Origin of the sequence: Bradyrhizobium sp. UFLA03-84, assembly GCF_002289535.1 — a bacterium.
GTDB classification, from domain to species: domain Bacteria; phylum Pseudomonadota; class Alphaproteobacteria; order Rhizobiales; family Xanthobacteraceae; genus Bradyrhizobium; species Bradyrhizobium viridifuturi.
Map to the genome: position 1 here is coordinate 166,064 of NZ_NSJY01000013.1, position 23,467 is coordinate 189,530.

Genomic DNA, 23,467 nt, shown 5'->3' on the forward strand with positions numbered 1-23,467 from the left:
ACGGCCTTCCTTGGAATGAACTTGCGCTAGGTTGGAGTTGTCGGCGCCGGCCCGTTTGCCCTGCGGCGAACGGCGGCCGTGATGATGATAGCGCCCACGATAATCATTGGTACCGACAGCAGCATCCCCATGGTTAGTCCGCCCCACAGGAATCCGAGCTGCGGGTCCGGCTCCCTGAAGTGCTCGCCGATGATCCGGGCGATGCCGTAGATCGCAATGAAGCTGCCGAGGATCAGGCCGGGCCGCTTCAGCGCACCCATCCGGATCATGATCGCCAGCACCGTGAACAGCACGATGCCCTCGAGGCCGGCTTCATAGAGCTGGCTCGGATGGCGCGGTAGCGGCCCGCCATTGGGGAAGATCATGGCCCAGGGCAGGCTGGGGTCGGCGTGCCGGCCCCACAATTCGCTGTTGATGAAGTTGGCGAGCCGGCCGAGGAGCAGCCCGATCGGCGCGACCGCGGTGGTGATGTCGCCGAGCGACAGGATCGGGATGTCGTTGCGGCGGGCAAACAGCATCACCGCGGCGACGCAGCCGAGGAAACCGCCGTGGAACGACATGCCGCCCTTCCACAGTTCGAGGATCTCGGACGGGTGCGCCATGAAGAACGGCAGATTGTAGAACAGCACATAGCCGGTGCGGCCGCCGACGATGATGCCGATGGTGACCCAAAGGATGAAATCGTCGAGCTGCGGCAGCGTGATCGGCGCGGGGCCGCCCCACAGCCGATCCTTCTTGATCAGCGAGCGGGCGTAGATCCAGCCCAGCACGATGCCGACGATATAGGCCAGCGCATACCAGCGGATTACGATCGGCCCGAGCGCGAGCGCGACGGGGTTGAACACCGGAAAGTCGATCAGCAGGAACGGCATCGTGCGGGTTGAGACTCAGTTCACGAGGTTGCGCCGGTAGAGCGCGAGCAGCCGCTCCCAATGGCGTTCGGCGGCGTCGCGGTCATAGACCGGGCGCTTGGGGAACGCAAAGCCGTGATGCGTGCCGGGATAGATCTCGACCTCGTTGTTCGATCCCTTCATGCCGGCCTTCACCTGCTCGATGATTTCCTGAGGCGCGTAGATATCGGTCTCGGCGCAGGCGAAATAGAGTTCGGCTTTGGTCTTTTGCGCGGCAAGATGCGGACTGTCCGGCTGGTCGGTCGCCAGATGCGTGCCGTAGATCGAGGCGGCGGCCTTGACCCGATCGCCGAAATGCGTCGCCGCGTTCACCGCATAGCGGCCGCTCATGCAGTAGCCGACGGTGCCGATGATCTTGGTGTTGGCGGCCTTCTGCGTCTCGGCGTAGGCGAGCAGGCCCCTGGTGTCTTCCATGACCAGCGGGATGTTGAGCGAGTGCATCAGCTCGAACATGCGCTTGCGCTCGGGCGATTCCGGATCGGGATTGATCGGGCCGAGCTCCATCACGCCGGCGCGGTAATACATGTTGGGCAGCATCACGTAATAGCCCGAGGTGCCGAGCCGGCGCGCCATGTCGCGCAGCTCCTCGCGGATCGCCGGTGCGTCCATGTAGAAGATGACGACCGGGAAGGGGCCGCCGCGCTCGGGATGGGTGATGAAGGTGGTGGTCTTGCCGTCCTTGGTCGGGATCTCGACGGTCGCTTCGATCATGGCGCTTCTGCTCGCGTTATGTGTGCGATTTCTGTTGTGGGTTCATACGATTGCAAGGAAACCGGAGCATGACAAGGCGAGCTCCCGGGAGGCCTGCCATTCGCGGCGGACTTGAACCGGATGGCGGGGATCGCCATTGTCTAATCGCGATTCAGTGAACGCGGAGAGTTTTGCCAGATGACCCAGACCAGCAACCGGTTTTTCGATGAGATCGGCCGTCTGATGAACGATGCCGCGGGCGCCGCCCAGGGCGTCAAGCGCGAGGTCGACACGGTCATGCGCAACCAGGCCGAACGCATCCTGCGCGACCTCGACGTGGTCAAGCGCGAGGAGTTCGACGCGGTCAAGGACATGGCTCGCCTCGCCCGCGAGGAGAACGAGGCGCTGAAGGCCCGGATCGCCGCGCTGGAAGCCAAGCTCGGCATCGGCGGAGCGACCTGATCTTTCACCCTCCCCTGGAGGGGGAGGGTCGTCGCGAAGGCAATGAGCGGCGGGTTGGGGTGAAAGTCCCTCCACCCGATCATTGCCCGTGTTGAGAGATCACCCCACCGCGGCCCGCATTCCGCTTCGCTGCATGCGGCCCGACCCTCCCCCTCCAGGGGAGGGTGAAGGACGGTGAGAAAAATCCCTTCATTTCCTTGTCATTTCGGCCCTTTGGGGCTAAAAGCCCGCCACGTCCGCGGCCCCCGCACCCCTGGAGGCTTGCTGTGGACTTGAGCATGGGCCGCGCTGCGGCCTTTAACTTTTTAAATACAAGGACTTAACGCTATGGCGACCGTCAAGGAATTGAAGGCGACCGCGCGTCCGAAGAGCGGCAAGGGGGCCGCCCGGGCAGAGCGTCGCGCCGGGAGAGTTCCCGGAGTGATCTACGGAGACAACCAGCCCCCCGTCACCATCTCGGTGGACGATCGTGAACTGCGCCAGCGCATCCTGGCGGGCCGGTTCCTCACCACGTTGTTCGATATCGAACTCGAGGGCAAGAAGCACCGCGTGATTCCGCGCGACTACCACCTCGACCCGGTGAAGGACTTCCCGCTCCATGTCGACTTCCTGCGGCTCGGCGAAGGCGCGACCATCCGCGTCAGCGTGCCGCTGCACGTCATCAACGCGGAAGCCGCCCCCGGCATCAAGCGCGGCGGCACCGTGAACATCGTCACCCACGCGCTCGAGCTCGAATGCGCGGTCGACAACATTCCGCAATACATCGAAGCGGATGTCGGCAGCCTCGAGATCAGCCACTCGCTGCATCTCACCGACGTCAAGCTGCCCAAGGGCGTGAAGTCGCTGACCCGCGAGGACGCGACCCTGGTCACCATCGTGCCGCCGTCCGGCTACGCCGAAGAGCAGAAGGCCGCGGCTGCGGCGGCTGCCGGTGGCGCTGCTCCGGCAGCGGGTGCTGCGGCTCCGGCCGCTGCGGCTCCGGCTGCGGGTGCTGCGGCTCCTGCCGCGGGTGCCAAGGCTCCCGCCGGCGGTGGCGACAAGAAGAAGTAACCGATCAGGTCGGCGCGCGATCATCTGATGGCGCGCCGATGCGGGATGCCGTGCCATGCGCCTCTTTGTTGGTCTCGGTAATCCAGGCGCGAAATACGCCAGCAACCGGCACAATATCGGTTTCCTGGCGGTCGACGAGATTGCACGGCGTCATGGTTTCGGACCATGGCGCCGTCGCTTTCAGGGCGAGACCTCGGAAGGCGTCGTGGATCGCGAGAAGGTCGTGCTGCTGAAGCCGACCACCTACATGAACGAGTCCGGACGCGCGGTGCAGGAAGCGGCGAACTTCTTCAAGCTCGCGCCCCCCGACATCACCGTGTTCCAGGACGAGCTGGAATTGCCGCCGGCCAAGGTGCGGGTCAAGATCGGCGGCGGGATCGCCGGCCATAACGGGCTGCGCTCGATCTCCGCGCATATCGGTAACGAATATCGGCGGGTGCGGCTCGGCATCGGTCATCCCGGCGTCAAGGAGCTCGTGCACAGCCACGTGCTGTCGGACTTCGCCAAGAGCGACCGAGCGTGGGTGGAGGCCTTGTGCCAGGCCGTCGCCGACAATGCCGGACTGCTCGCAGCGGGGCACGATGCGTCGTTTGCGAACAAGGTGCATCTGACGATGCAGGCCAAGGGATTTTTCGACAAGGGTGAGTACGGCGGCGACAAGCCGGCCTGATCCCCTTGTCGTCATGCCGGCGCAAGGCCGGACATGACGAGATGGATAGAGGAAGACATGGGATTCAAATGCGGGATCGTCGGGCTGCCTAACGTCGGCAAGTCGACGCTGTTCAATGCACTGACCGAGACGGCTGCTGCCCAGGCGGCGAACTATCCGTTCTGCACCATCGAGCCGAATGTCGGCGAGGTGGCGGTGCCCGATCCGCGGCTGGAGAAACTCGCGGCGATCGCGAAGTCCGCGCAGATCATCCCGACCCGGCTCACCTTCGTCGATATCGCAGGCCTCGTCCGCGGCGCGTCGCAGGGCGAAGGCCTCGGCAACCAGTTCCTCGCCAACATCCGCGAGGTCGATGCCATCGCCCATGTGGTGCGCTGCTTCGAGGATTCCGACATCACCCATGTCGAAGGCAAGATCGCGCCGCTCGCCGACATCGAGACCATCGAGACCGAGCTGATGCTGTCGGATCTCGACAGCCTCGAGAAGCGCATCGACAACCTCACCAAGAAGGCCAAGGGCAACGACAAGGACGCCAAGGAGCAGCTCGAGCTGGTCAACCGCGCGCTGTCGTTGCTGCGTGACGGCAAGCCGGCTCGCGGCATGGAGCGCAAGCCGGAGGAAGAGCGTGCGTTCCGCATGCTCGGCCTGCTGACCTCGAAGCCCGTGCTCTATGTCTGCAATGTCGAGGAAGGCTCGGCCAAGGACGGCAACAATTTCTCCAAGGCGGTGTTCGAGCGTGCCAAGGAGGAGGGCGCGGTCGCAGTCGTGATCTCCGCCAAGATCGAATCCGAGATCGCGACGCTGTCGCGTGCCGAGCGCGCCGAATTCCTGGAGACGCTGGGCCTCGAAGAGGCCGGGCTCGACCGGCTGATCCGCGCCGGCTACCAGCTGCTCGACCTCATCACCTATTTCACCGTCGGTCCGAAGGAAGCGCGGGCCTGGACCATCGATCGCGGCACCAAGGCGCCCGCCGCCGCCGGCGTGATCCACACCGATTTCGAGAAGGGCTTCATCCGCGCCGAGACCATCGCGTATGACGACTACATCGCCGGCAACGGCGAAGCCGGCGCCCGCGATGCCGGCAAGCTGCGGCTCGAAGGCAAGGACTACGTCGTCGCCGACGGCGACGTGATGCATTTCAGGTTCAATACCTAAACTCGATCTCTCCTCAGTGTTGTCCCGGCCTTCGCCGGGACGACACTGAACCTGAGGCGCTGCTCTCTCCCCACGTCGTCCCGGGCAAGCGAAGCGCGACCCGGGACCCATAACCACAGGGCACAGTTCTTGCGCGACCTGTGGCCCCAGCTCGCTCTATCCTAACGTCCGGTAGTTATGGGTCCCTGCTTTCGCAGGGACGACACCGAGTATGCGGTAGCTCTGACGCGTCACCGATCCGCGCGGCCGATCACATCCATCAGCTCGGCGATCTTGCGCCGCTGGTCGGCCTTGTCGCCGGACGAGATCGCATGTTCGACGCAATGCGCCACGTGATCGCGCAGCACCTCTTCCTCGACGCGGCGCAGCGCCGCGCGCGCCGCGGCGATCTGCGTCACGACGTCGATGCAGTAGCGATCTTCCTCGACCATCGTGGCGAGCCCGCGGATCTGACCCTCGATCCGTTTGAGCCGTTTTAAACAGGATGTCTTGACCTCGTCTCTCATACGCCTCATATACCCCCCTAGGGTATGTAAATCAAGAGGCCGGATACGGCCGGGAAGAGTTTCGTGGCACAGGCAAAGCACGACCATTCGCACGCAGATCATCACCATCATGGCGCGGCCGCGCATTCCTGCTGCGGCGGCAAGCATGAGCACGACGCCGCGCCGACCGAGGCGGCGTTCGCGATCGATCCGGTCTGCGGCATGAAGGTCAACCCGGCGACCGCCAAGCACCGTTTCAGCTACAATGGCGAAGAGTACCTGTTCTGCAGCGGCCGCTGCCGCGAGCGCTTCGAGGCCGAGCCGGAGAAATATCTCAAGCCGCGCGAGCCGGAGCCGCCTATGCCGGCCGGCACGATCTACACCTGCCCGATGCATCCCGAGGTGCGCCAGGTCGGTCCCGGCAGCTGCCCGATCTGCGGCATGGCGCTGGAGCCCGAACAGGTCTCGCTCGACGATGGTCCCGATCCCGAATTGATCGATATGACGCGCCGGTTCTGGATCGGCTTGGCGTTGACGCTCCCGGTGTTCGTGCTCGAGATGGGCAGTCATCTCGGGCTGATGCATCTGGTACCGCAGTCCACTTCGAACTGGATCTCGTTCGTGCTGGCGACGCCGGTCGTGCTGTGGGCGGGGGCGCCGTTCTTCGCGCGCGGCTGGCAGTCGCTGGTCACCCGCAATCTCAACATGTTCACGCTGATCGCGATCGGCACCGGCGTCGCCTATGCCTACAGCGTGGTCGCCACGCTGGCGCCGCAGCTGTTCCCGCCGGCGTTCCGCGACATGCATGGCGCGGTCGCGGTGTATTTCGAGGCCGCGGCGGTGATCACGGTACTGGTGCTGCTCGGTCAGGTCCTGGAGCTGCGCGCCCGCGCGCAGACCTCGGGCGCGATCCGCGCGCTGCTTGGGCTGGCGCCGAAGACCGCGCGGCGCATCACCGATCACGGCGACGAGGACATCGACATCGATGCGATCAAGGTCGGCGATCGCCTGCGGGTACGCCCCGGCGAGAAGGTGCCGGTCGATGGCGTCGTGGTCGAGGGCCGCGCCGTCATCGACGAATCCATGGTGACGGGTGAATCGATGCCGGTCACGAAGGCGGAAGGCGCCAGCGTGATCGGCGGCACCGTCAACCAGAGCGGCGGCCTCGTGATGCGCGCCGAGAAGGTCGGCCGCGACACCATGCTGTCGCGCATCGTCGACATGGTGGCGAAGGCGCAGCGCTCACGCGCGCCGATCCAGCGGCTCGCCGATCGCGTCGCCGGCTGGTTCGTGCCGGCGGTGATCGCCGCGGCGGTGCTCGCCTTCATCGCCTGGACGGTGTTCGGGCCCGAACCGCGCCTCACCTTTGCGCTGGTCGCAGCCGTCACGGTGCTGATCATCGCCTGCCCCTGTGCGCTCGGATTGGCGACGCCGATGTCGATCATGGTCGGCGTCGGCCGAGGCGCGCATTCCGGCATCCTGATCCGCGACGCGCAGGCGCTGGAGCGGATGGAGGCGATCGACACGCTGGTCATCGACAAGACCGGCACGCTCACCGAAGGCAAGCCGAAGGTGGTGCGCATCATTGCCGCCGAAGGGTTTGACGAGGGCGACCTGCTGCGCCTTGCCGCCGGCGTCGAGCAGGGCAGCGAGCATCCGCTGGCGCAGGCGATCATCGCGGCAGCCAAGGAGCGCAAGCTCGCATCGTCGGCCGTCAGCAACTTTGCCTCGCCCTCCGGCAAGGGCGCGACCGGCACGGTCGAAGGCAGGCAGGTCGCGCTCGGCAATGCGGTACTGATGGCCGAACTGAAGATCGCGACGACAACGCTGGATCAGGCGGCCGAAGCCGCGCGGCGGGACGGCGCTACCGCGATCTATCTCGCGGTCGATGGCAGCATTGCCGGCGTGATCGCGATCGCCGATCCGGTCAAGCCATCGGCTGCGAATGCATTGCAGGCGCTGCGTGCAGAAGGCCTGCGCATCGTAATGCTGACCGGCGACAATGAGACCACCGCGCGCGCGGTAGCGAAAACGCTCGGCATCGACGAGGTCGAGGCCGGCGTGCTGCCGGAGCGCAAGAGCGAGGTCGTGCAGCGGCTGCGCGGCGAGGGCCGCGCCGTCGCGATGGCCGGCGACGGCGTCAACGACGCGCCGGCGCTGGCCGCGGCCGATGTCGGCATCGCGATGGGCGGCGGCACCGACGTCGCGATCGACAGCGCCGGCATCACGCTGCTCACCGGTGACCTGATGGGCCTGGTCCGCGCGCGGCGATTGTCGGTCTCGACCATGCGCAACATCCGCCAGAACCTGGCGTTCGCGTTCGCCTACAACGCCGCCGGCGTGCCGATCGCAGCCGGCGTGCTGTATCCGCTGTTCGGCATCCTGCTGTCGCCGATGCTCGGCGCAGCCGCAATGGCGCTGTCGTCGGTCAGCGTGATCGGCAACGCGCTGCGGCTGTCGCGGGTGAAGCTGGATTGAGCCTCTTACCGCGCCCCGCGTGCGCGGAGAGGTCGGCGCGTAGCGCCGGGTGAGGGGACTCCCGCGCCTCTGTCTCTCACCATGTGCGCGGAAGTGCCCCTCATCCGAACCCTCTCCCCGTAAGAACGGGGAGAGGGAGAAAAGGAAGCTCACGCCGGCAGCAGCAGCTGCGCGCGGCGCTCCCTCTCGGCATCGAGCCAGGTTGCGAGATCCTCGCTCACCTCGACCATCGGCAGCCGCACCTCGGGGCTGTCGATCAGGCCCTGCCGCCACAGCCAATGCTTGGCCGGCGCGGGGCTGGGTTCCGCGAACAGCAGCCGGGTCAGGCCGACCACGCTCTGCCAGGCCGCCAGTGCCGCGTCGCGCTTGCCCTGCCGCAGCAGCGTGCGGATCGACGCAAAGGTGTCGGTCTCCAGATGCGCGGACAACAGGATCGCGCCATCGGCGCCGTCCGAGAGCGCATCGAATGTCTGCGCATCCTCGCCGGTCAGCACGCGGAAGCCGGCTGGCCGCCGGTTCAGGAAGTCGATCGACTGCGCTCGGTCGGCGCAGCAATCCTTCATGCCGGCGATGTTCGGATGTTCCGCGAGCGCCAGCAGCGTCTCGTTGGTGAGGTTCACCGCCGTGCGATAGGGAATGTTGTAAAGCACGATCGGCCACGACGCATGATCGGCGAGTGCGTTGAAATGCTGCACGAGACCGCGCTGCGAGGGCCTGATGTAATAGGGGCTTGCGATCAGATAGCCGTTGATCGGCCAGTCGGCGGTGTCATCCAGCGCTTCCTTCATCCTGGCGGTGGAAGCGCCGGACAGCCCGAGCACGACTGGCAGATGGCGGGAGCTGGCAGCGAGCTCGTCGAGCGCGACACTGACCAGCCCCTCCAGCTCGTCGGTGCCGAGCGCCATGCCTTCACCGGAGGTTGCGCCGAGAATGAAGCCGTCGACGGGGCCGCCGGCATAGTGTCGCACCACGCGGCGCAGCGACGTGGCGTCGAGTTCGCCGTCGCGGAACGGCGTGATCAAAGGCAGCCAGAGGCCCTGCAATTGCTGATGTAGCTCAGTCATGTTCCATCTCCTCAGGGGACAAGCCGGAGACGGGACCAACAAAAAACCCCGTCCAAGCGGCGGGGTTTCGGGATCGTTGAATGCGAAGGTGATCTTATCGCGCGCGATCTCGTGTCCCCGGGAGGGGAGCTTTTTTCGACGAGAGAGCGGCGCACGAAGTCGTGATCATTAGATAATGATGCTGCGCTGCGAGGTTGTTGTCAATGCACATGCTGACCGTGACGTGCGGCACGATGGCTATGAAAAAAAGCCGGGCTCTGATGAGCCCGGCTTAAGGTATTGGCCACGTGAGGCCGACACAATCACCTTCCAAGAGGGATTACTGAACTTCCGCGCCACTGGAGGAGGGGGACATATGCGCGACGCGACCGCTCAGCATGTCAACACTATGATCCCCATCGACGGCATGCAGCAACTATCCAGGCCGCATGTCAGTCATGCGGAGACCGGGGGCAGCGCGGATATCCCTATAAACCAGCCCCATAAGGCCGGCTTAATCAGGACGGCCAGCGCTGCGCCTTGCTGACCACGAAGTCGCGGAACACCTGCACCCGGGCCACTGTCTTCAGCTCTTCCGGATAGACGAAGTAGGTGTCGAGCGCGATCGAGTCGGACTCGCCGAACAGCTGCACGAGGTTGTTCTGTTCGACCAGATAGTCCGGCAACGCGGCGATGCCGAGGCCTTGCTGGCAGGCGCGCACCAACCCCAGGATGTTGTTGACCTTGAAGTAGGGCTCGCGCGGACCGGAGCCGTTGCGGCCGGCGTCGATCAGCCAGCTGCGGTTCTGCAGATGCGGCGGTACCTGCGAGTCGCCGAGCATGATGATGCGGTGCGAGTCGAGATCATCCAGCGTCCGCGGCGTGCCGAAGCGCTTGATGTATTCCGGCGAGCAATAGGCATGGAAGCCGATCGAGAACAGCTTACGCTGGATCAGGTCCGGCTGGGTCGGCTTGCGGGTGCGGATCGCAACGTCGGCCTCGCGCATCGACAGATCGAGGTCCTCGTCGGTGACGATCAGCGAGATCCGGATGTCCGGATAGAGCGCGGTGAACTCGTCGAGCCGCGGGATCAGCCAGTTGATGCCGAGCGCCGGTGGTGTCGTGATCTTGAGGTCGCCGCTCGGCCGCTCGCGGCTGTCGGTGAGCTTGGCGCGCGCCGCCTGCAGCTGCATGAACACGTCATGCGCGGTGCGGAACAGGAGGTCGCCCTGCTCGGTGAGGATCAGGCCTCGGGCATGGCGGTGAAACAGCGAGACCGAGAGCTCCTGCTCCAGCGCGCTGACCTGGCGGGAGACCGCCGATTGCGACAGGCCAAGCTGCTCGCCGGCATGCGTGAAGCTGCCAGCTTCCGCCGCTGCGTGAAAGACCTTCAGCTTGTCCCAATCCATATCCGTAAATCCGTCGCGAGATCGTGCCATGATTATTCCGCCGCTGCGCGATCGCTCGCGCGAAGAGCCAGGAAGCGTTCGGCCTCGAGCGCAGCCATGCAGCCGAGGCCGGCGGCGGTGACCGCCTGCCGGAAGGTTTCGTCCGCCACGTCGCCGGCGGCGAACAGGCCGGGCACCGAGGTCGCCGTGGAGTTCGGCGCCACCTCGACATAGCCCGACGGTTTCAGCTTGATCTGGCCTTTGACGAGCTCCGTCGCCGGCGCATGGCCGATCGCGATGAAGACGCCGTCGGTCTTGAGGTCGGTCAGCGCGCCGGTCTTGACGTTCTTGAGCCGTACATGGGTGACCTTGTTCGGGTTCTCCGAGCCGCAGATCTCGTCAATCGCGGAGTCCCACACCACCTTGATCTTGGGATGCTTGAACAGCCGTTCCTGCAGGATGCGCTCGGCGCGGAAGTGATCGCGACGGTGCACGATGGTGACCTGGGAGGCATGATTGGTGAGGTACAGCGCTTCCTCGACCGCGGTGTTGCCGCCGCCGACCACCACGACCTCCTTGCCGCGGTAGAAGAAGCCGTCGCAGGTCGCGCAGGCCGAGACGCCGCCGCCCTGGAATTTCTCTTCCGACGGCAGCCCAAGCCAGCGCGCCTGGGCGCCGGTGGCGAGGATGACGGTTTCGGCGAGATACACATCACCGGAATCGCAGGTCAGACGGAACGGCCGTTGCCCGAGTTCCAGTCTGTTGACGAGATCGGTGACGATCTTGGTGCCGACATGCGCCGCCTGCTTCTCCATCTGCTCCATCAGCCAGGGGCCCTGGATCACGTCGGCAAAGCCGGGATAGTTCTCGACGTCGGTGGTGATGGTGAGCTGCCCGCCCGGCTGAATGCCCTGGATCAGGATCGGTTCGAGCATCGCGCGCGCCGCGTAGATCGCTGCGGTGTAACCGGCGGGGCCGGACCCGATGATGACGACCTTGGCATGGGTAGGCGCGGGCATTTTGAGATCCCTCTCTTTTGGGGATTTTGATCAAGGACTTGTGCGGGAAGCGCCCCGGAAACGCGTCACGGCGGCGCCAAAAGTGTCAAATCCAAGTCTAGGATATCTGGGTAGCTATGCAAGATTTGCAATCCATGGCAGCGAATTTTCCCCGGAACTGAAGTCACATTCGCGAAATCATGCGCTGCACGCGCAATAAAATTGCGCGATGCTGGCTGGCTGCGCTATGAGAGTTGCCGGCAGACCTGCCAAACCTTCCAAACTCCAGGGAACCGTAGTCGCGTGTCGAAGAACCTTGACGAGATCGACCTCAAAATCCTCGCCGAGATCCAGGCCGATGGCCGAATCACCAATGTGGAACTCGCCAAACGCGTCGGGATCTCGCCGCCGCCCTGCCTGCGCAGGGTCCGGGCGCTGGAGGAGGAAGGCTACATCCAGGGATATCGCGGCCTGCTCGATCCGCGCCGCCTCGGCTACGACGTCACGGTGTTCGCCTCGGTGCATCTGTCGAGTCAGGCTGACGCTGATCTCCGCGCCTTCGAGAATTTCGTGCGCGCCGAGCCGCTGGTGCGGGAGTGCTGGATGCTGTCGGGCGAAGTCGATTTCATCCTCAAATGCGTCGCGCCCGACATGGCGACGTTCCAGGATTTCGTCACCCACCTGACCGCCGCGCCGCATGTGCGCAACGTCAGGACGTCGCTGGTGCTGCACAATTCGAAATACGAGGCCGCGGTGCCGCTGGGCGTGAAGGTGGCGAGCTGACGCGTACGCTCATCATCATTGCGAGCGAAGCGAAGCAATCCAACTGTCCATATTTGTGGAGAGATGGATTGCTTCGTCGCTGTCGCTCCTCGCAATGACGAACGAATCCGGCGACGTTTTTTTGATTGATCGTTTTCTCCCTCCCCCTGAAAGGGGGAGGGCGGGGTAGGGTCAAGCCACAGGCGAGAGCGCCGATGTGGAAGCAGATCCCCACCCGGTTTGCGCTTTCAGCACAAACCGACCTCCCCTTTGCAAGGGGAGGTGAGATCGCGCTGCTACCTCTTCCCCATCGCTGCATCGACGCTGATCGGGCCCGGGCCCGAGGTCGCGAGATACAGGCAGGCAAAGCAGAGCGCGATTGCAAGACTGCCGTTGTTGAGCAGCGGATAGAAGCCTTTGGGGAAATGGCCGATGAAGTAGGCGAAGGCCATTTCGCCTGCCAGGATGAAGGCCACGATCCGCGAAAAGAGGCCGATCATCAGCAGCCCGCCCAGGATCAGTTCGAGCGTGCCGGCCGCGCCGATCAACGAGAACAGTTCGACTTTCTCGAACATCGTCCCGGGAGGGAATTTGAGAAGCTTGGCGACGCCAAACTGAAACAGCAGCAGTCCTGTGATGAACCGAAACAGGCTCAGCGCCACCGGTTGAAACCTGGAAAACATCTGGTCCATTGTCATTTACCCCCTGATTGACACGCTGGAACATTGCACGATGCAGAACCACACGGTGTTCGTCACCGGAGTGTGATGTCAACACCTTGCGTCTGGAATCATTCCTCGCGCGATTGCGAGAGAACGCACCAGTGACACGGTGGCGCGCTGCGATGCGTTTTGCGACGCAATCATCAGCCGAGCCGCAGTCCCCCGACATGATTATATTGCATAAACATGTCGTGGCCTCACTAGTATGCCGTGCCGCGGCTCTCCACTCACATTGCTGTCAGACGGGGGTGAAACGCAGGCACAAAAAAAGCCGCGTGCGATACGCGGCTTTTTTGCACCAGTCACATCGAAGTAACTACCGCCACTCGACCTTGGTGATCTCGTAGGCCTTGGCGCCGCCGGGCGCCATCACTTCGACGGTGGTGCCCTTCTTCTTGCCGATCAGCGCGCGCGCGAGCGGCGAGGTGATGGAGATGCGGCCCTTCTTGGCGTCGGCCTCGACCTCGCCGACGATCTGCCACACCGCTTTCTTCTCGGTGTCCTCGTCGATCAGCGTCACGGTCGCGCCGAACTTGATGGTGTCGCCGGACAGTTTCGAAATGTCGATGATGTCGGCGCGCGCGAGCTTGTCCTCGAGCTCCGCGATGCGGCCCTCGTTGTGCGACTGCTCTTCCTTGGCGGCGTGATACTCGGCGTTCTCCGAGAGGTCGCCGTGCGAACGCGCTTCCGCAATGTGTTCGATGATGCGCGGACGATCCTCCGACTGGCGTCGCTTCAACTCGTCCGTCAGCGCGGCGTATCCGCCCGCGGTCATCGGAACCTTATCCATCATCTTCGTCCTTCATCGTGCGCGCCCGGCGGTCGTGCACGAATATCCAGTTCAGCTAACGCAGGAATCAGGACGCTAACGCGCCCGGAAGCCCAGTGATTTTCGGCCCCGCTAAGGGCCGTGACAACATCCAATCGCGCGGTGAGTTCCAGCCATTCGGCTAATTGACCGCTTCGGGCCTTTCGCCCGGGCAGCGGTCAGCTTTCGGAAAAGTAACTCTGAAGCGTGCGGACCTCAAGGTCCCCGTCCCGATAGGCCCGGATCCCCCGTGCGGCCGCCACCGCGCCTGAAAGAGTGGTGTAATATGGCACTTTATGCAAGAGGGCAGCCCGCCGCAGCGAACGGCTGTCGGCCAGCGCCTGCGGACCTTCGGTGGTATTGAAGACCAGCTGGACGTCGCCATTGGTGATGGCGTCGACGATGTGCGGACGGCCTTCGAGCACCTTGTTGACCTTTTCCGTCGGCACGCCGTTGTCGCTGAGATAGCGCTGCGTGCCCGAGGTGGCCATCACCTTGAAGCCGAGTGAGTGCAGCAGCCGCACCGCATCCGCGATGCGCATCTTGTCGTCGCCGCGCACCGAGACGAACACGGTGCCTTGCCGCGGCACGCGCGTGCCGCCGCCGAGCTGGCTCTTGGCGAACGCGACCTCGAAGGAGCGGTCGAGGCCCATCACTTCGCCGGTCGAACGCATCTCCGGTCCGAGCACGGTGTCGACGCCGGGGAAGCGCGCGAACGGGAACACCGATTCCTTCACGCCGACATGGCCGAGCTTCTTCTTCCTCAGCTTGAAGTCGGCGAGCTTTTCGCCGGCCATGATCCGCGCCGCGATCTTGGCGACCGGGGTGCCGATCACCTTGGCGACGAACGGCACGGTGCGGGATGCGCGCGGGTTGACCTCGAGCACGTAGATCTCGCCGTCCTTGATGGCGTATTGCACGTTCATCAGGCCGACCACGTCGAGGCCGAGCGCGAGCTCGCGGGTCTGCCGCTCCAGCTCCTCGATGGTGCTGGCATCGAGCGAATGCGGCGGCAACGAGCACGCGGAGTCGCCGGAGTGGATGCCGGCCTCCTCGATGTGCTCCATGATACCGACGACGAAGGTATCCTTGCCGTCGGAGAGGCAGTCGACGTCGACCTCGGTCGCATCGGACAGATAGCGGTCGAACAGCAGCGGGTTCTTGCCGAGCACGGTGTTGATCTGCCCGGTCTTGTCGTTCGGGTAGCGTGCCTTGACGTCGGCCGGCACCAACTCGGGCAGGGTGCCCAGCAGGTAGTCGTTGAGCTGGGTCTCCTCGCGGATGATCTGCATCGCGCGGCCGCCGAGCACGTAGGACGGACGCACCACCAGCGGCAAGTCGAGATCGGCGGCGACCAGGCGGGCCTGCTCGACCGAATAGGCGATGCCGTTCTTCGGCTGCTTGAGACGCAGCTTGTCGAGCACGCGCTTGAAGCGGTCGCGGTCCTCGGCGAGGTCGATCGCGTCGGGCGAGGTGCCGAGGATCGGCACTTCGGCGGCTTCTAGCGCGCGGGCAAGCTTAAGCGGAGTCTGACCGCCGAACTGCACGATCACGCCGTGCAGCGTGCCGTTCTTGCGTTCGGTCGCGACGATCTCCAGCACGTCCTCGGCGGTGAGCGGCTCGAAATACAGCCGGTTGGCGGTATCGTAGTCGGTCGACACCGTCTCCGGATTGCAGTTGACCATGATGGTCTCGTAGCCGGCGTCCTCGAGCGCGAAGCAGGCGTGGCAGCAGCAATAGTCGAACTCGATGCCCTGGCCGATGCGATTCGGCCCACCGCCGAGGATGATCACCTTCTTGCGGTCCGACGGCGCGCTCTCGTCGGCCGGCTCGCCGGCGAACGGCCGCTCATAGGTCGAATACATGTAGGCGGTCGGCGAAGCGAACTCGGCCGCGCAGGTATCGATGCGCTTGAACACCGGGCGCACCCCGAGCGCATGGCGCTTGGCGGTGACATCGGCTTCGGTGGTTTCGGTGAGCACGGCGAGGCGGGCATCGGAGAAGCCCATCGCCTTCAACGTCCGCATGCCGAACGCATTCGGCGGCAGGCCGTTGCTGCGGACCTTGTCCTCCATCTCGACGATGGCGCGCATCTCCGCGAGGAACCAGGGGTCGATCTTGCAGGAGTTGAAGATCTCCTCATCGGTCCAGCCGAGCCGCATCGCCTGCGCGACCTGCAGGATGCGGTTCGGCGTCGGCGTGCCGAGCGCGGCGCGGATCGCGTTCTTGTCGTCGCCGCGGCCGAGTCCTTCGATCTCGATTTCGTCGAGCCCGGTCAGGCCGGTCTCGAGCCCGCGCAGGGCCTTCTGCAGGCTTTCCTGGAAGGTGCGGCCGATCGCCATCACCTCGCCGACCGACTTCATCGACGTGGTCAGCGTGGAGGAGGCGCCGGGGAACTTCTCGAACGCGAAGCGCGGAATCTTGGTGACGACGTAATCGATGGTCGGCTCGAACGAGGCGGGGGTGGCGCCGCCGGTGATGTCGTTGGCGATCTCGTCCAGCGTGTAGCCGACCGCGAGCTTGGCTGCGACCTTGGCGATCGGAAAGCCGGTGGCTTTCGAGGCCAGCGCCGACGAGCGCGACACGCGCGGATTCATCTCGATCACGACCATACGGCCGTCGACGGGATTGATGCCGAACTGGACGTTGGAGCCGCCGGTCTCGACCCCGATCTCGCGCAGCACCGCCAGCGAGGCGTCGCGCATCACCTGGTATTCCTTGTCGGTCAAGGTCAGGGCCGGCGCGATGGTGATGGAATCGCCGGTATGCACGCCCATCGGATCGAGATTCTCGATCGAGCAGATGATGATGCAATTGTCCTTTTTATCGCGCACCACCTCCATCTCGTACTCTTTCCAGCCGAGCACGCTTTCCTCGATCAGCACCTCGTTGGTCGGAGACGCATCGAGCCCGCGCTCGATGATGTCGAGGAATTCTTCCTTGTTGTAGGCGATGCCGCCGCCGGTGCCGCCCATGGTGAACGAGGGCCGGATGATCGCCGGCAGACCGATCTCGGACAGCGCCATCAGCGCCTCGCCGAAGGCGTGCTCCTGGTAGCGCTTGCGGCGGTCGTTCTCGCCGAGGGTCCACTGCCGCTCGAGTTCTTCCAGCGCCTCACCGGACAGCTTCTCGCGCTCGGCGAGGTATTTGTCGCGGTAGGTTTTCTTCAGTGCCGAGGCGTTGGCGAGCCGCGATTTCGGCGTCTCGAGCCCGATCTTGGTCATCGCCTCGCGGAACAGCTGGCGGTCCTCGGCCTTGTCGATGGCGTCAGCGGTGGCGCCGATCATCTCGACGTCGAACTTGTCGAGCGTGCCCTGACGGCGCAACGACAGCGCGCAATTCAGCGCGGTCTGGCCGCCCATGGTCGGCAGCAGCGCGAAGCCGCCCGAAATGACGTGGCGCTCCTTCTCGATGATCTTGCCGACGATCTCGGGTGTGATCGGTTCGATATAGGTGGCGTCCGCCAATTCCGGATCGGTCATGATGGTGGCCGGATTGGAATTGACGAGGACGACGCGATAACCCTCTTCCTTCAGTGCCTTCACCGCCTGCGTGCCGGAATAGTCGAATTCACAGGCCTGGCCGATCACGATGGGACCGGCGCCGATGATCAGGATGGTGGAGATGTCGGTTCTTTTGGGCATCAGCTCTCGCGGACTGGAATTTGGGCACAAAAAAAGGGCGCGCTTGCCGCGCGTCCCTCGAGCCATGCGCTACATTTTGCAGCGCCGGAAGCGCGATCCCTCGCGCGCGGGTGGTCTTTAGACCAGTTTCCGCACCCGCGAAACCCCCAAAAGTGCCCAATCAACTGCGATTCTGGGGGAAAATCCGCATTCGGCGTATGCTCGGTTGGGGGTACTCGGGGCGGAGGGGAATACTCGGTAAGGGCCCGGCTTCGCCCTACGGGCTACGCCGCGGCAGCCTTCGCTACCAAAGGGGTTGCCGAGCCGAAGCTGCGCGAGCAGCGAAGGCTGGAGGCCCGGCCTGGATTTGAACCAGGATAAACAGTGTTGCACCACTGCCGCGTCGACGCTTCCGCCACCGGGCCGAGCGGATCATTGCTGATTATTTCGGCGGCCGCCATGTTTACTTTTGGTTAACCCTAATTTTTCCCACAACCTCTGATCAGTGGTGGGCCACGAATGTCATACGCCACGGATTGTGCCCGATGTTGCGCGAAGTGCGCTTGCCGGTGAAGCCCGCGGCGGCAAGCTTCTTGATCATCTCGTCCTCGCGATAGCGCTGCAGCCCGATCCGGGTGCGGAGCTGCCGGTAATCCGACAGCGCGGTCGAGGCTAGCCCGACCAGCGCATCGCGCAGGAAGCCGTGGGTTGCCGCAAAGCGCAGCAGCGCGATGACGTCCCTGGCCATGCCGACTTCGGGCCGCAGGATATCGCCGAGCACGAAACGGCCCGACGGCTTCAGCAGGCGGTGGATCACGTCGAATGCGGAATCGAGCTCCTGCGGCGTCATGTATTGCGCCACTGAGTTCATCACCACGAGGTCGATCGAGTCAGCCTGCATGTTCTTCAGCTCGTCGAGCGAGCGGACGCGGATCCTGGTGTCGGCGGCAAAGCGTGCGACCAGCCGGCCGCGCACGCCGGGCGCAGGCTCCGCCAGATAGAGCTGCGCGCAGGCATTGGCGACCTTCACCGCCGACAGCGCCTCACCGCAGGCATAGTCCAGCACCACGGCGTCGGGCGAGGTGATGTATCCGATGATGTCGTTTGCGATGACCTGGAAATGCAGGTCGCGGTGTAGTCGGCTCGCATAAATCGTATGTGTGGAATCGTAATAGTCGATCCAATCATCCATCGCGCTTGGTATCCGGCAAAACGGGTTCCTGACGTCCAGGAACAGGTGGAGTGATGATGCGTTAGCGGTCCGGCGGCCAATGTTCAATGCGCCGAAATACGGGGTTCCTAACAGGAAGGTTTACCGTGAGCAAAGCCAAGAGTGACACCAGGACTGACAAGATCTCGCCCGACCTCGACACGCCGAGTGACCTGCCGCAGGCTGCGGTGGACACGATCTCGGCCTCGCTCAACACGCTTCTGGCCGACGCCTTTGCGCTCTACCTGAAGACCAAGAATTTCCATTGGCACGTCAGCGGCCGGCATTTCCATGATTACCATTTGTTGCTGGACGAGCAGTCGGACGCGATCTTCGCGACCACCGACCAGCTCGCCGAACGGGTGCGCAAGCTCGGCGGCGTGACGCTGAAGTCGATCGGCGACGTCGCCAAGCACCAGACCATCAAGGACAATGACGAGGACTATGTCCCGCCGCGCGAAATGCTGCGCGAACTGATGGAGGACAACAAGCACATCGCGGCTGCGATGCGCAAGGCGCACAAGCTCGCCGACGACCACGAGGATTCCGGCACGGCCGGCCTGCTCGAAACCTTCATCGATGAAACCGAGCGCCGCACCTGGTTCCTGTTCGAGGCCAGCCGCCAGGAAGGCAGCAACGCGGCCTAGCACGGCATCGTTGCCGCAGCGACAGTCGCGCCTTGCGAGGTCGAGCGGAAAGCAAGCGGTCTTCTAGGCCGAATTGCCCGCTTTCGCGGGCGTTCCGGCTTACGAGCGCAGTGCAGTGTAGATCGCCGGGATCACGAGCACCGTCAGCAGGGTCGACGACGCCAGGCCGAACAGCAGCGAGATCGCGAGCCCCTGGAAGATGGGGTCGAGCAGAATCGTCGCGGCCCCGATCATGGCCGCGAGTGCGGTCAGCAGGATCGGCTTGAAGCGAACCGCGCCGGCTTCGAGCACCACCTCGCGGAGCGACATGCCACTGCCGCTACTATGGCGAATGAAGTCGACGAGGAGGATCGAGTTTCGCACGATGATGCCTGCCAGGGCGATGAAGCCGATCATCGATGTCGCCGTGAACGGCGCACCCAGCAGCCAGTGCCCGATCAGGATGCCGATCAGCGTCAGCGGGATCGGCGTCAGGATCACGAGCGGCAGCCGGAAGCTGCCGAACTGCGCGACGACCAGCACATAGATGCCGAGAATGGCCGCGCCGAAGGCGGCACCCATGTCGCGGAACGTCACATAGGTGATTTCCCATTCGCCATCCCACAGCAAAGTGGGGCGCGACTCGTCGGTCGGCTGCCCGTGCAGGCGGATCGCGGGCTTCGGCAGATTGCCCCAATCGTGGGCATCGACGCGCTTGGCGACCTCCATCATGCCGTAAAGCGGCGCCTCGAAGCGGCCGGCGAGCTCGGCCATCACCATGTCGGCGAAGCGGCCATCCCTGCGGAAGATCACCGGCGTCCCTTGCTCGACCGTAGCCTTCACCACCTGACCAAGCTCGACGACCGTCTTGCTGCCAGGCAGCGTGTTGGCCGGCACAGGCGTCGAGGCCAGCGCCTCGTCCCAGGCCAGGCCGCGTTTCGGCAGCCGCACTGCGATCTCGATCGGGTTGCGGTCCTCGCCGCGGTGCGAATAGCCGATCGAGGTGCCGCCGAACAGAGCTTGGATCGTATCGTAGACGTCGCGCTGCTCCACGCCGAAGAATTCCAGCCGATCCTGGTCGATCGACAGCCGCAGCCGCGGGCGCTTCTCGCCGATCGAATCGTCGATGTCGACGATGAACGGCACTTCGGCGAAGATCTGCTTCAACTCAGCCGTGACTGCGCGGCGCGTCGCGGCATCGGGACCGTAGATTTCGGCGAGCAGGGTTGCCAGCACCGGCGGCCCCGGCGGCACCTCGACGACCTTGATGCTGGTCCCCTTGGGCGCATCGACCGTCTTGAGCCGCTGTCGCAGTTCGAGCGCGATATCGTGGCTCGCCCGTTTGCGATCCCCACGCGCGGTCAGGTTGACCTGAAGCTCACCCAGTTCGGGCTTTTCGCGCAGATAGTAATGCCGCACCAGTCCGTTGAAATTGAACGGCGCGGAGGTGCCGGCGTAGGATTGCAGCGAGGTGGCCTCCGGCAATTGTTTCGCGATGTCGGCCGCGGCGAACAGCGTCCGCTCGGTGGCTTCCAGGCTTGCGCCCTCGGGCAGATCGACCATGACCGCGATCTCGGACTTGTTGTCGAACGGAAGCAGCTTGACGGTCACCGACTTGGTCGCGAACAGTGCCATCGACAGCAGCGTCGCCAGTCCGACGCCGAGCAGGAAGATCCAGGCCGCACGCTTGCTCCGGACCACCGGCGTCGCGAAGCGCCGGTACAGGCGGCCGAGCCGGCCTTCGTGGTGCGTGGCATGCGCACTGGCCACATCGTTTTTCGGCGCGAGCTTCAGCATCAGCCAGGGTGCGATCACCACCGCAACGAAGAACGAGAACAGCATGGCCGCCGATGCATTGGCCGGAATCGGGGCCATGTAAGGTCCCATGAGGCCGGACACGAACAGCATCGGCAGTAGGGCGGCGACGACCGTGAGAGTTGCGATGATGGTGGGATTTCCAACCTCGGCGACCGCCTCGATTGTTGCCTGCAGGCGCGACCGTCCGTCATGCATCGCCCAGTGGCGGGCGATGTTCTCGACGATCACGATCGCATCGTCGACCAGGATGCCGATCGAGAAGATCAGCGCGAACAGGCTGACCCGGTTGATGGTGTAGCCCATCAGGTTGGCGGCGAACATCGTCAGCAGGATCGTCGTCGGGATGACGACGAGGGTCACGACGGCTTCACGCCAGCCGATCGCGAGCGCGATGAGCACGACGATCGAGACGGTCGCGAGCCCGAGGTGGAACAGCAGCTCGTTGGCCTTTTCGTTGGCGGTCTCGCCGTAGTCCCGCGTCATCGTGACCTGAACATCGTCGGGGATGAGGTGCGCCTTCAGTTCGTCGAGCCGGCGGGCGATGTCGGTCGACACCACCACGGCGTTGGCGCCGGCGCGCTTGGCGAGCGCGAGGCTGACCGCCGGCACGCGCTGCCATTGCCCGGCGGCATCGCGCGCGTCGTTCCAGACGCGGTGTTCGACCGTGTTCGGACCGATCACCACGGACGCGACGTCCTTGACGTAGATCGGCCGTCCGTCCCGGGTCGCGATCAGAAGCAATCCGATGTCGGGAATCCCCGATAGCGTCTGGCCCGCGGCAACGTTGCGAACGGCGCCGGCATCGCGGACCTGCCCTGCCACGAACGAGCGGTTGGCTTCCTTTACCTTGGCGACCAGCTGCTGAAGCGTGACGCCAAACAGCGACAGTTTTTCCGGATCGGGCTCAACCCTGATTTGCTGCGCGGAACCGCCCGACACATAAGTGAGCCCGATGTTGTCGACCTTCACGAGTTCGGAGCGCAGCTTGTCGGCAAGCTCGAACAGATCCTTGTCGCTCCAGCGCCCGGCCGCCTCCGGCTTCGGCGACAGCGTCAGGACCGTTACCGCGACGTCGTTGATGCCCCGGCCGACGATCAGCGGCTCGGGGATGCCGACCGGGATATGGTCGAGATTGGCGCGGACCTTCTCGTGCACGCGCAGGATCGCGTCCTCGAACTTGGTGCCGACCAGAAATCGCGCGGTGACCATCACGCGGTCATCCTCGGTCTGGCTGTAGACATGCTCGACGCCGTCGATGCCCTTGACGATGGCCTCGAGCGGCTTGCTGACGAGCTCGACCGCGTCAGGGCCGCGCAGGCCGTCGGCGTTGACGCGGATGTCGACCATCGGCACGCTGATCTGCGGTTCCTCCTCGCGCGGGATCACCATGACGGCAATCAGGCCGACGGCGAGCGATGCAAGCAGGAACAGCGAGGTAAGCGGCGACGTCAGGGTCGCCCTGGTCAGCCGGCCGGACAGCCCGAGGTTCATGGCTGCACCAGCTGATCGCCGTCGCGCAGGCCCGACAGGATTTCGAGGCCGTCGGGAAGGGCGGGCGTCGGTACATCGCGGCCACGCTGCACCGGTACTTCAACGGTTCGGTCGCCCTGGCGAAGCTGGACATAATCGATCCCGAACCGCGTCCTGACATAACTTGCGGGGATCACGAAGGCCGGCCGCGTTCCGGCGGAGATCCACACCCTCAGGCGGTCGCCGACGAAATATTCGCCGAGACCCTCGACGGTGGCGTCGGCGATCACGCGTCCTTCCTCGATCTGCGGGTACACGAGGTCGATGACTCCGATCCGGGGAGCTTCCTCGCCAAGTTCCGCTGCATCCACACGAATCTTGTCGCCCGACTTCATGAATCGGGCGTGCCGCTCCGGCACGCGCAGCCGCAGCTTGAAGTGCTGCTGGGCGACCGTGACGACGGCATCGCCGGGCAGCACCACCGAACCAACGGTCACGAGCTTCTTCAACACCCGGCCATCGGACGGAGCCAGCACCCGGCCTTCGCTGAGCTGCTGGTTGACGACCGCGCGCTCGGCCGTCTTTGCGCGCAGCCCATTGTCGGCGACGTTCAATGCGGTCCGCGCCTCGTCCAGCTTGACGCGCGGCAGCGTGCCGCGCTCGACGAGCCCTTCGATGCGCGTGAAATCGATCTGCGCCTGGTTGGCCTGCGCCTGCAGCGCTTCGATCTGCGCGTCGAGCGATTTCATCTGCAACACGAGCTTTTCGTCGCCGATCGTCGCGATGACCTGGCCGGCCGCGACGCGATCGCCCTCCCGGACATTGAGCTCGACCACGGTGCCGCTGATGCGCCCGCGGGCGGGTGCCACGCTGATGCTCTCGACTGTCGCGAATACGGCCTTCTCGTCGGCCACGCGGTGCTGCGCAACCGTGAGCAGCTCTGCGCGAGCCGGCGCCAACGAAAGGACAGAGGCAGCGAGGGCCGCCGACAAGATCGCAAGTCGCATCGGGAATATCCGTCTGGTTGAAGCCACGGCGGTGCGCGGCTCATTTCTTATCTTCGCGCCGTCGCGGCGACGTTGATCCTGCTCAACGTAT

19 protein-coding genes and 1 tRNA gene are annotated in these 23,467 nt (G+C 64.6%); 7 read left to right on the top strand and 13 right to left on the bottom strand.

Annotated elements, in window-relative coordinates:
- Positions 1–26 precede the first annotated feature (26 nt).
- Positions 27–872, bottom strand: a complete 846-nt coding sequence (gene lgt, locus CK489_RS14815) for a prolipoprotein diacylglyceryl transferase (RefSeq protein WP_095732771.1) — start codon at positions 870–872, stop codon at positions 27–29.
- Positions 873–887: 15 nt separating this feature from the next.
- The gene (locus CK489_RS14820) at positions 888–1,622 is read right to left on the bottom strand and encodes a dienelactone hydrolase family protein (RefSeq protein ID WP_095732772.1); all 735 of its coding nucleotides are present in this window, start codon (positions 1,620–1,622) and stop codon (positions 888–890) included.
- 177 nt (positions 1,623–1,799) lie between these two features.
- Here CK489_RS14820 and CK489_RS14825 point away from each other — a divergent pair, with 177 nt between their 5' ends.
- The 4 genes from CK489_RS14825 to ychF all read left to right on the top strand — a co-directional run bounded on the left by CK489_RS14825 (position 1,800) and on the right by ychF (position 4,938).
- Positions 1,800–2,063, top strand: coding sequence for an accessory factor UbiK family protein (locus tag CK489_RS14825; protein ID WP_095732773.1), 264 nt, complete (start codon positions 1,800–1,802; stop codon positions 2,061–2,063).
- 327 nt (positions 2,064–2,390) lie between these two features.
- Positions 2,391–3,113 carry a 50S ribosomal protein L25/general stress protein Ctc gene (locus CK489_RS14830; protein ID WP_095732774.1) on the top strand — a complete coding sequence of 241 codons (723 nt, stop codon included), beginning with the start codon at positions 2,391–2,393 and terminating at the stop codon, positions 3,111–3,113.
- 55 nt (positions 3,114–3,168) lie between these two features.
- Complete coding sequence (pth, locus tag CK489_RS14835; protein WP_050628845.1) at positions 3,169–3,783, top strand: aminoacyl-tRNA hydrolase; 615 nt, start codon at positions 3,169–3,171, stop codon at positions 3,781–3,783.
- Between the two features lie 57 nt (positions 3,784–3,840).
- Complete coding sequence (ychF, locus tag CK489_RS14840; protein ID WP_095732775.1) at positions 3,841–4,938, top strand: redox-regulated ATPase YchF; 1,098 nt, start codon at positions 3,841–3,843, stop codon at positions 4,936–4,938.
- Positions 4,939–5,168: 230 nt separating this feature from the next.
- Here the strand turns inward: ychF and CK489_RS14845 are convergent, their stop codons facing one another.
- The gene (locus CK489_RS14845; RefSeq protein ID WP_050402729.1) at positions 5,169–5,444 is read right to left on the bottom strand and encodes a metal-sensitive transcriptional regulator; all 276 of its coding nucleotides are present in this window, start codon (positions 5,442–5,444) and stop codon (positions 5,169–5,171) included.
- Positions 5,445–5,507: 63 nt separating this feature from the next.
- Between CK489_RS14845 and CK489_RS14850 the strand changes: the two genes are divergently transcribed.
- Positions 5,508–7,901: a heavy metal translocating P-type ATPase gene (locus tag CK489_RS14850; protein WP_095732776.1), complete on the top strand. Its 2,394-nt coding sequence runs from the start codon at positions 5,508–5,510 to the stop codon at positions 7,899–7,901.
- A gap of 149 nt (positions 7,902–8,050) precedes the next feature.
- On the opposite strand, the gene CK489_RS14855 is transcribed toward CK489_RS14850, so the two are convergent.
- The 3 genes from CK489_RS14855 to trxB form a co-directional block, all read right to left on the bottom strand.
- Positions 8,051–8,965 (bottom strand): 4-hydroxy-tetrahydrodipicolinate synthase family protein, encoded by a 915-nt coding sequence (locus CK489_RS14855; protein ID WP_095732777.1) that lies wholly within the window; start codon positions 8,963–8,965, stop codon positions 8,051–8,053.
- A gap of 497 nt (positions 8,966–9,462) precedes the next feature.
- Positions 9,463–10,383 carry a LysR family transcriptional regulator gene (locus CK489_RS14865; RefSeq protein ID WP_028344089.1) on the bottom strand — a complete coding sequence of 307 codons (921 nt, stop codon included), beginning with the start codon at positions 10,381–10,383 and terminating at the stop codon, positions 9,463–9,465.
- A gap of 2 nt (positions 10,384–10,385) precedes the next feature.
- Complete coding sequence (gene trxB, locus CK489_RS14870; RefSeq protein ID WP_095732779.1) at positions 10,386–11,351, bottom strand: thioredoxin-disulfide reductase; 966 nt, start codon at positions 11,349–11,351, stop codon at positions 10,386–10,388.
- A 282-nt stretch (positions 11,352–11,633) separates the two neighbouring features.
- Between trxB and CK489_RS14875 the strand changes: the two genes are divergently transcribed.
- Positions 11,634–12,113 carry an Lrp/AsnC family transcriptional regulator gene (locus tag CK489_RS14875; RefSeq protein ID WP_050628849.1) on the top strand — a complete coding sequence of 160 codons (480 nt, stop codon included), beginning with the start codon at positions 11,634–11,636 and terminating at the stop codon, positions 12,111–12,113.
- Positions 12,114–12,388: 275 nt separating this feature from the next.
- Here the strand turns inward: CK489_RS14875 and CK489_RS14880 are convergent, their stop codons facing one another.
- The 5 genes from CK489_RS14880 to CK489_RS14900 form a co-directional block, all read right to left on the bottom strand.
- Positions 12,389–12,784, bottom strand: coding sequence for a DoxX family protein (locus tag CK489_RS14880; protein WP_050628910.1), 396 nt, complete (start codon positions 12,782–12,784; stop codon positions 12,389–12,391).
- Positions 12,785–13,130: 346 nt separating this feature from the next.
- Positions 13,131–13,604: a transcription elongation factor GreA gene (gene greA, locus CK489_RS14885; RefSeq protein WP_089025704.1), complete on the bottom strand. Its 474-nt coding sequence runs from the start codon at positions 13,602–13,604 to the stop codon at positions 13,131–13,133.
- 197 nt (positions 13,605–13,801) lie between these two features.
- On the bottom strand, positions 13,802–17,266 hold the full coding sequence (carB, locus tag CK489_RS14890) for a carbamoyl-phosphate synthase large subunit (protein ID WP_095732780.1): 3,465 nt from the start codon (positions 17,264–17,266) through the stop codon (positions 13,802–13,804).
- A gap of 328 nt (positions 17,267–17,594) precedes the next feature.
- Positions 17,595–17,670, bottom strand: a tRNA-OTHER gene (locus CK489_RS14895).
- 77 nt (positions 17,671–17,747) lie between these two features.
- Positions 17,748–18,437 carry a class I SAM-dependent methyltransferase gene (locus tag CK489_RS14900; RefSeq protein ID WP_143278156.1) on the bottom strand — a complete coding sequence of 230 codons (690 nt, stop codon included), beginning with the start codon at positions 18,435–18,437 and terminating at the stop codon, positions 17,748–17,750.
- A 125-nt stretch (positions 18,438–18,562) separates the two neighbouring features.
- Between CK489_RS14900 and CK489_RS14905 the strand changes: the two genes are divergently transcribed.
- Entirely contained in the window at positions 18,563–19,102 is a 540-nt protein-coding gene (locus CK489_RS14905; RefSeq protein WP_050628851.1) for a Dps family protein, read from the top strand.
- A gap of 99 nt (positions 19,103–19,201) precedes the next feature.
- On the opposite strand, the gene CK489_RS14910 is transcribed toward CK489_RS14905, so the two are convergent.
- Together CK489_RS14910 and CK489_RS14915 are read right to left on the bottom strand one after the other, a co-directional pair.
- Positions 19,202–22,390: an efflux RND transporter permease subunit gene (locus tag CK489_RS14910; protein ID WP_050628852.1), complete on the bottom strand. Its 3,189-nt coding sequence runs from the start codon at positions 22,388–22,390 to the stop codon at positions 19,202–19,204.
- Positions 22,387–23,376: an efflux RND transporter periplasmic adaptor subunit gene (locus CK489_RS14915; protein ID WP_095732781.1), complete on the bottom strand. Its 990-nt coding sequence runs from the start codon at positions 23,374–23,376 to the stop codon at positions 22,387–22,389. Before CK489_RS14915 ends, CK489_RS14910 begins: the two co-directional genes overlap by 4 nt.
- Between the last annotated feature and the right edge of the window lie 91 nt (positions 23,377–23,467).

Bases quoted from the DNA above. Each gene is read 5' to 3' on its own strand.
- lgt (WP_095732771.1), bottom strand. From the start codon at position 872: ATGCCGTTCCTGCTGATCGACTTTCCGGTGTTCAACCCCGTCGCGCTC.
- CK489_RS14820 (WP_095732772.1), bottom strand. From the start codon at position 1,622: ATGATCGAAGCGACCGTCGAGATCCCGACCAAGGACGGCAAGACCACC.
- CK489_RS14825 (WP_095732773.1), top strand. From the start codon at position 1,800: ATGACCCAGACCAGCAACCGGTTTTTCGATGAGATCGGCCGTCTGATG.
- CK489_RS14830 (WP_095732774.1), top strand. From the start codon at position 2,391: ATGGCGACCGTCAAGGAATTGAAGGCGACCGCGCGTCCGAAGAGCGGC.
- pth (WP_050628845.1), top strand. From the start codon at position 3,169: ATGCGCCTCTTTGTTGGTCTCGGTAATCCAGGCGCGAAATACGCCAGC.
- ychF (WP_095732775.1), top strand. From the start codon at position 3,841: ATGGGATTCAAATGCGGGATCGTCGGGCTGCCTAACGTCGGCAAGTCG.
- CK489_RS14845 (WP_050402729.1), bottom strand. From the start codon at position 5,444: ATGAGAGACGAGGTCAAGACATCCTGTTTAAAACGGCTCAAACGGATC.
- CK489_RS14855 (WP_095732777.1), bottom strand. From the start codon at position 8,965: ATGACTGAGCTACATCAGCAATTGCAGGGCCTCTGGCTGCCTTTGATC.
- CK489_RS14865 (WP_028344089.1), bottom strand. From the start codon at position 10,383: ATGGCACGATCTCGCGACGGATTTACGGATATGGATTGGGACAAGCTG.
- trxB (WP_095732779.1), bottom strand. From the start codon at position 11,351: ATGCCCGCGCCTACCCATGCCAAGGTCGTCATCATCGGGTCCGGCCCC.
- CK489_RS14880 (WP_050628910.1), bottom strand. From the start codon at position 12,784: ATGGACCAGATGTTTTCCAGGTTTCAACCGGTGGCGCTGAGCCTGTTT.
- greA (WP_089025704.1), bottom strand. From the start codon at position 13,604: ATGGATAAGGTTCCGATGACCGCGGGCGGATACGCCGCGCTGACGGAC.
- carB (WP_095732780.1), bottom strand. From the start codon at position 17,266: ATGCCCAAAAGAACCGACATCTCCACCATCCTGATCATCGGCGCCGGT.
- CK489_RS14900 (WP_143278156.1), bottom strand. From the start codon at position 18,437: ATGGATGATTGGATCGACTATTACGATTCCACACATACGATTTATGCG.
- CK489_RS14910 (WP_050628852.1), bottom strand. From the start codon at position 22,390: ATGAACCTCGGGCTGTCCGGCCGGCTGACCAGGGCGACCCTGACGTCG.
- CK489_RS14915 (WP_095732781.1), bottom strand. From the start codon at position 23,376: ATGCGACTTGCGATCTTGTCGGCGGCCCTCGCTGCCTCTGTCCTTTCG.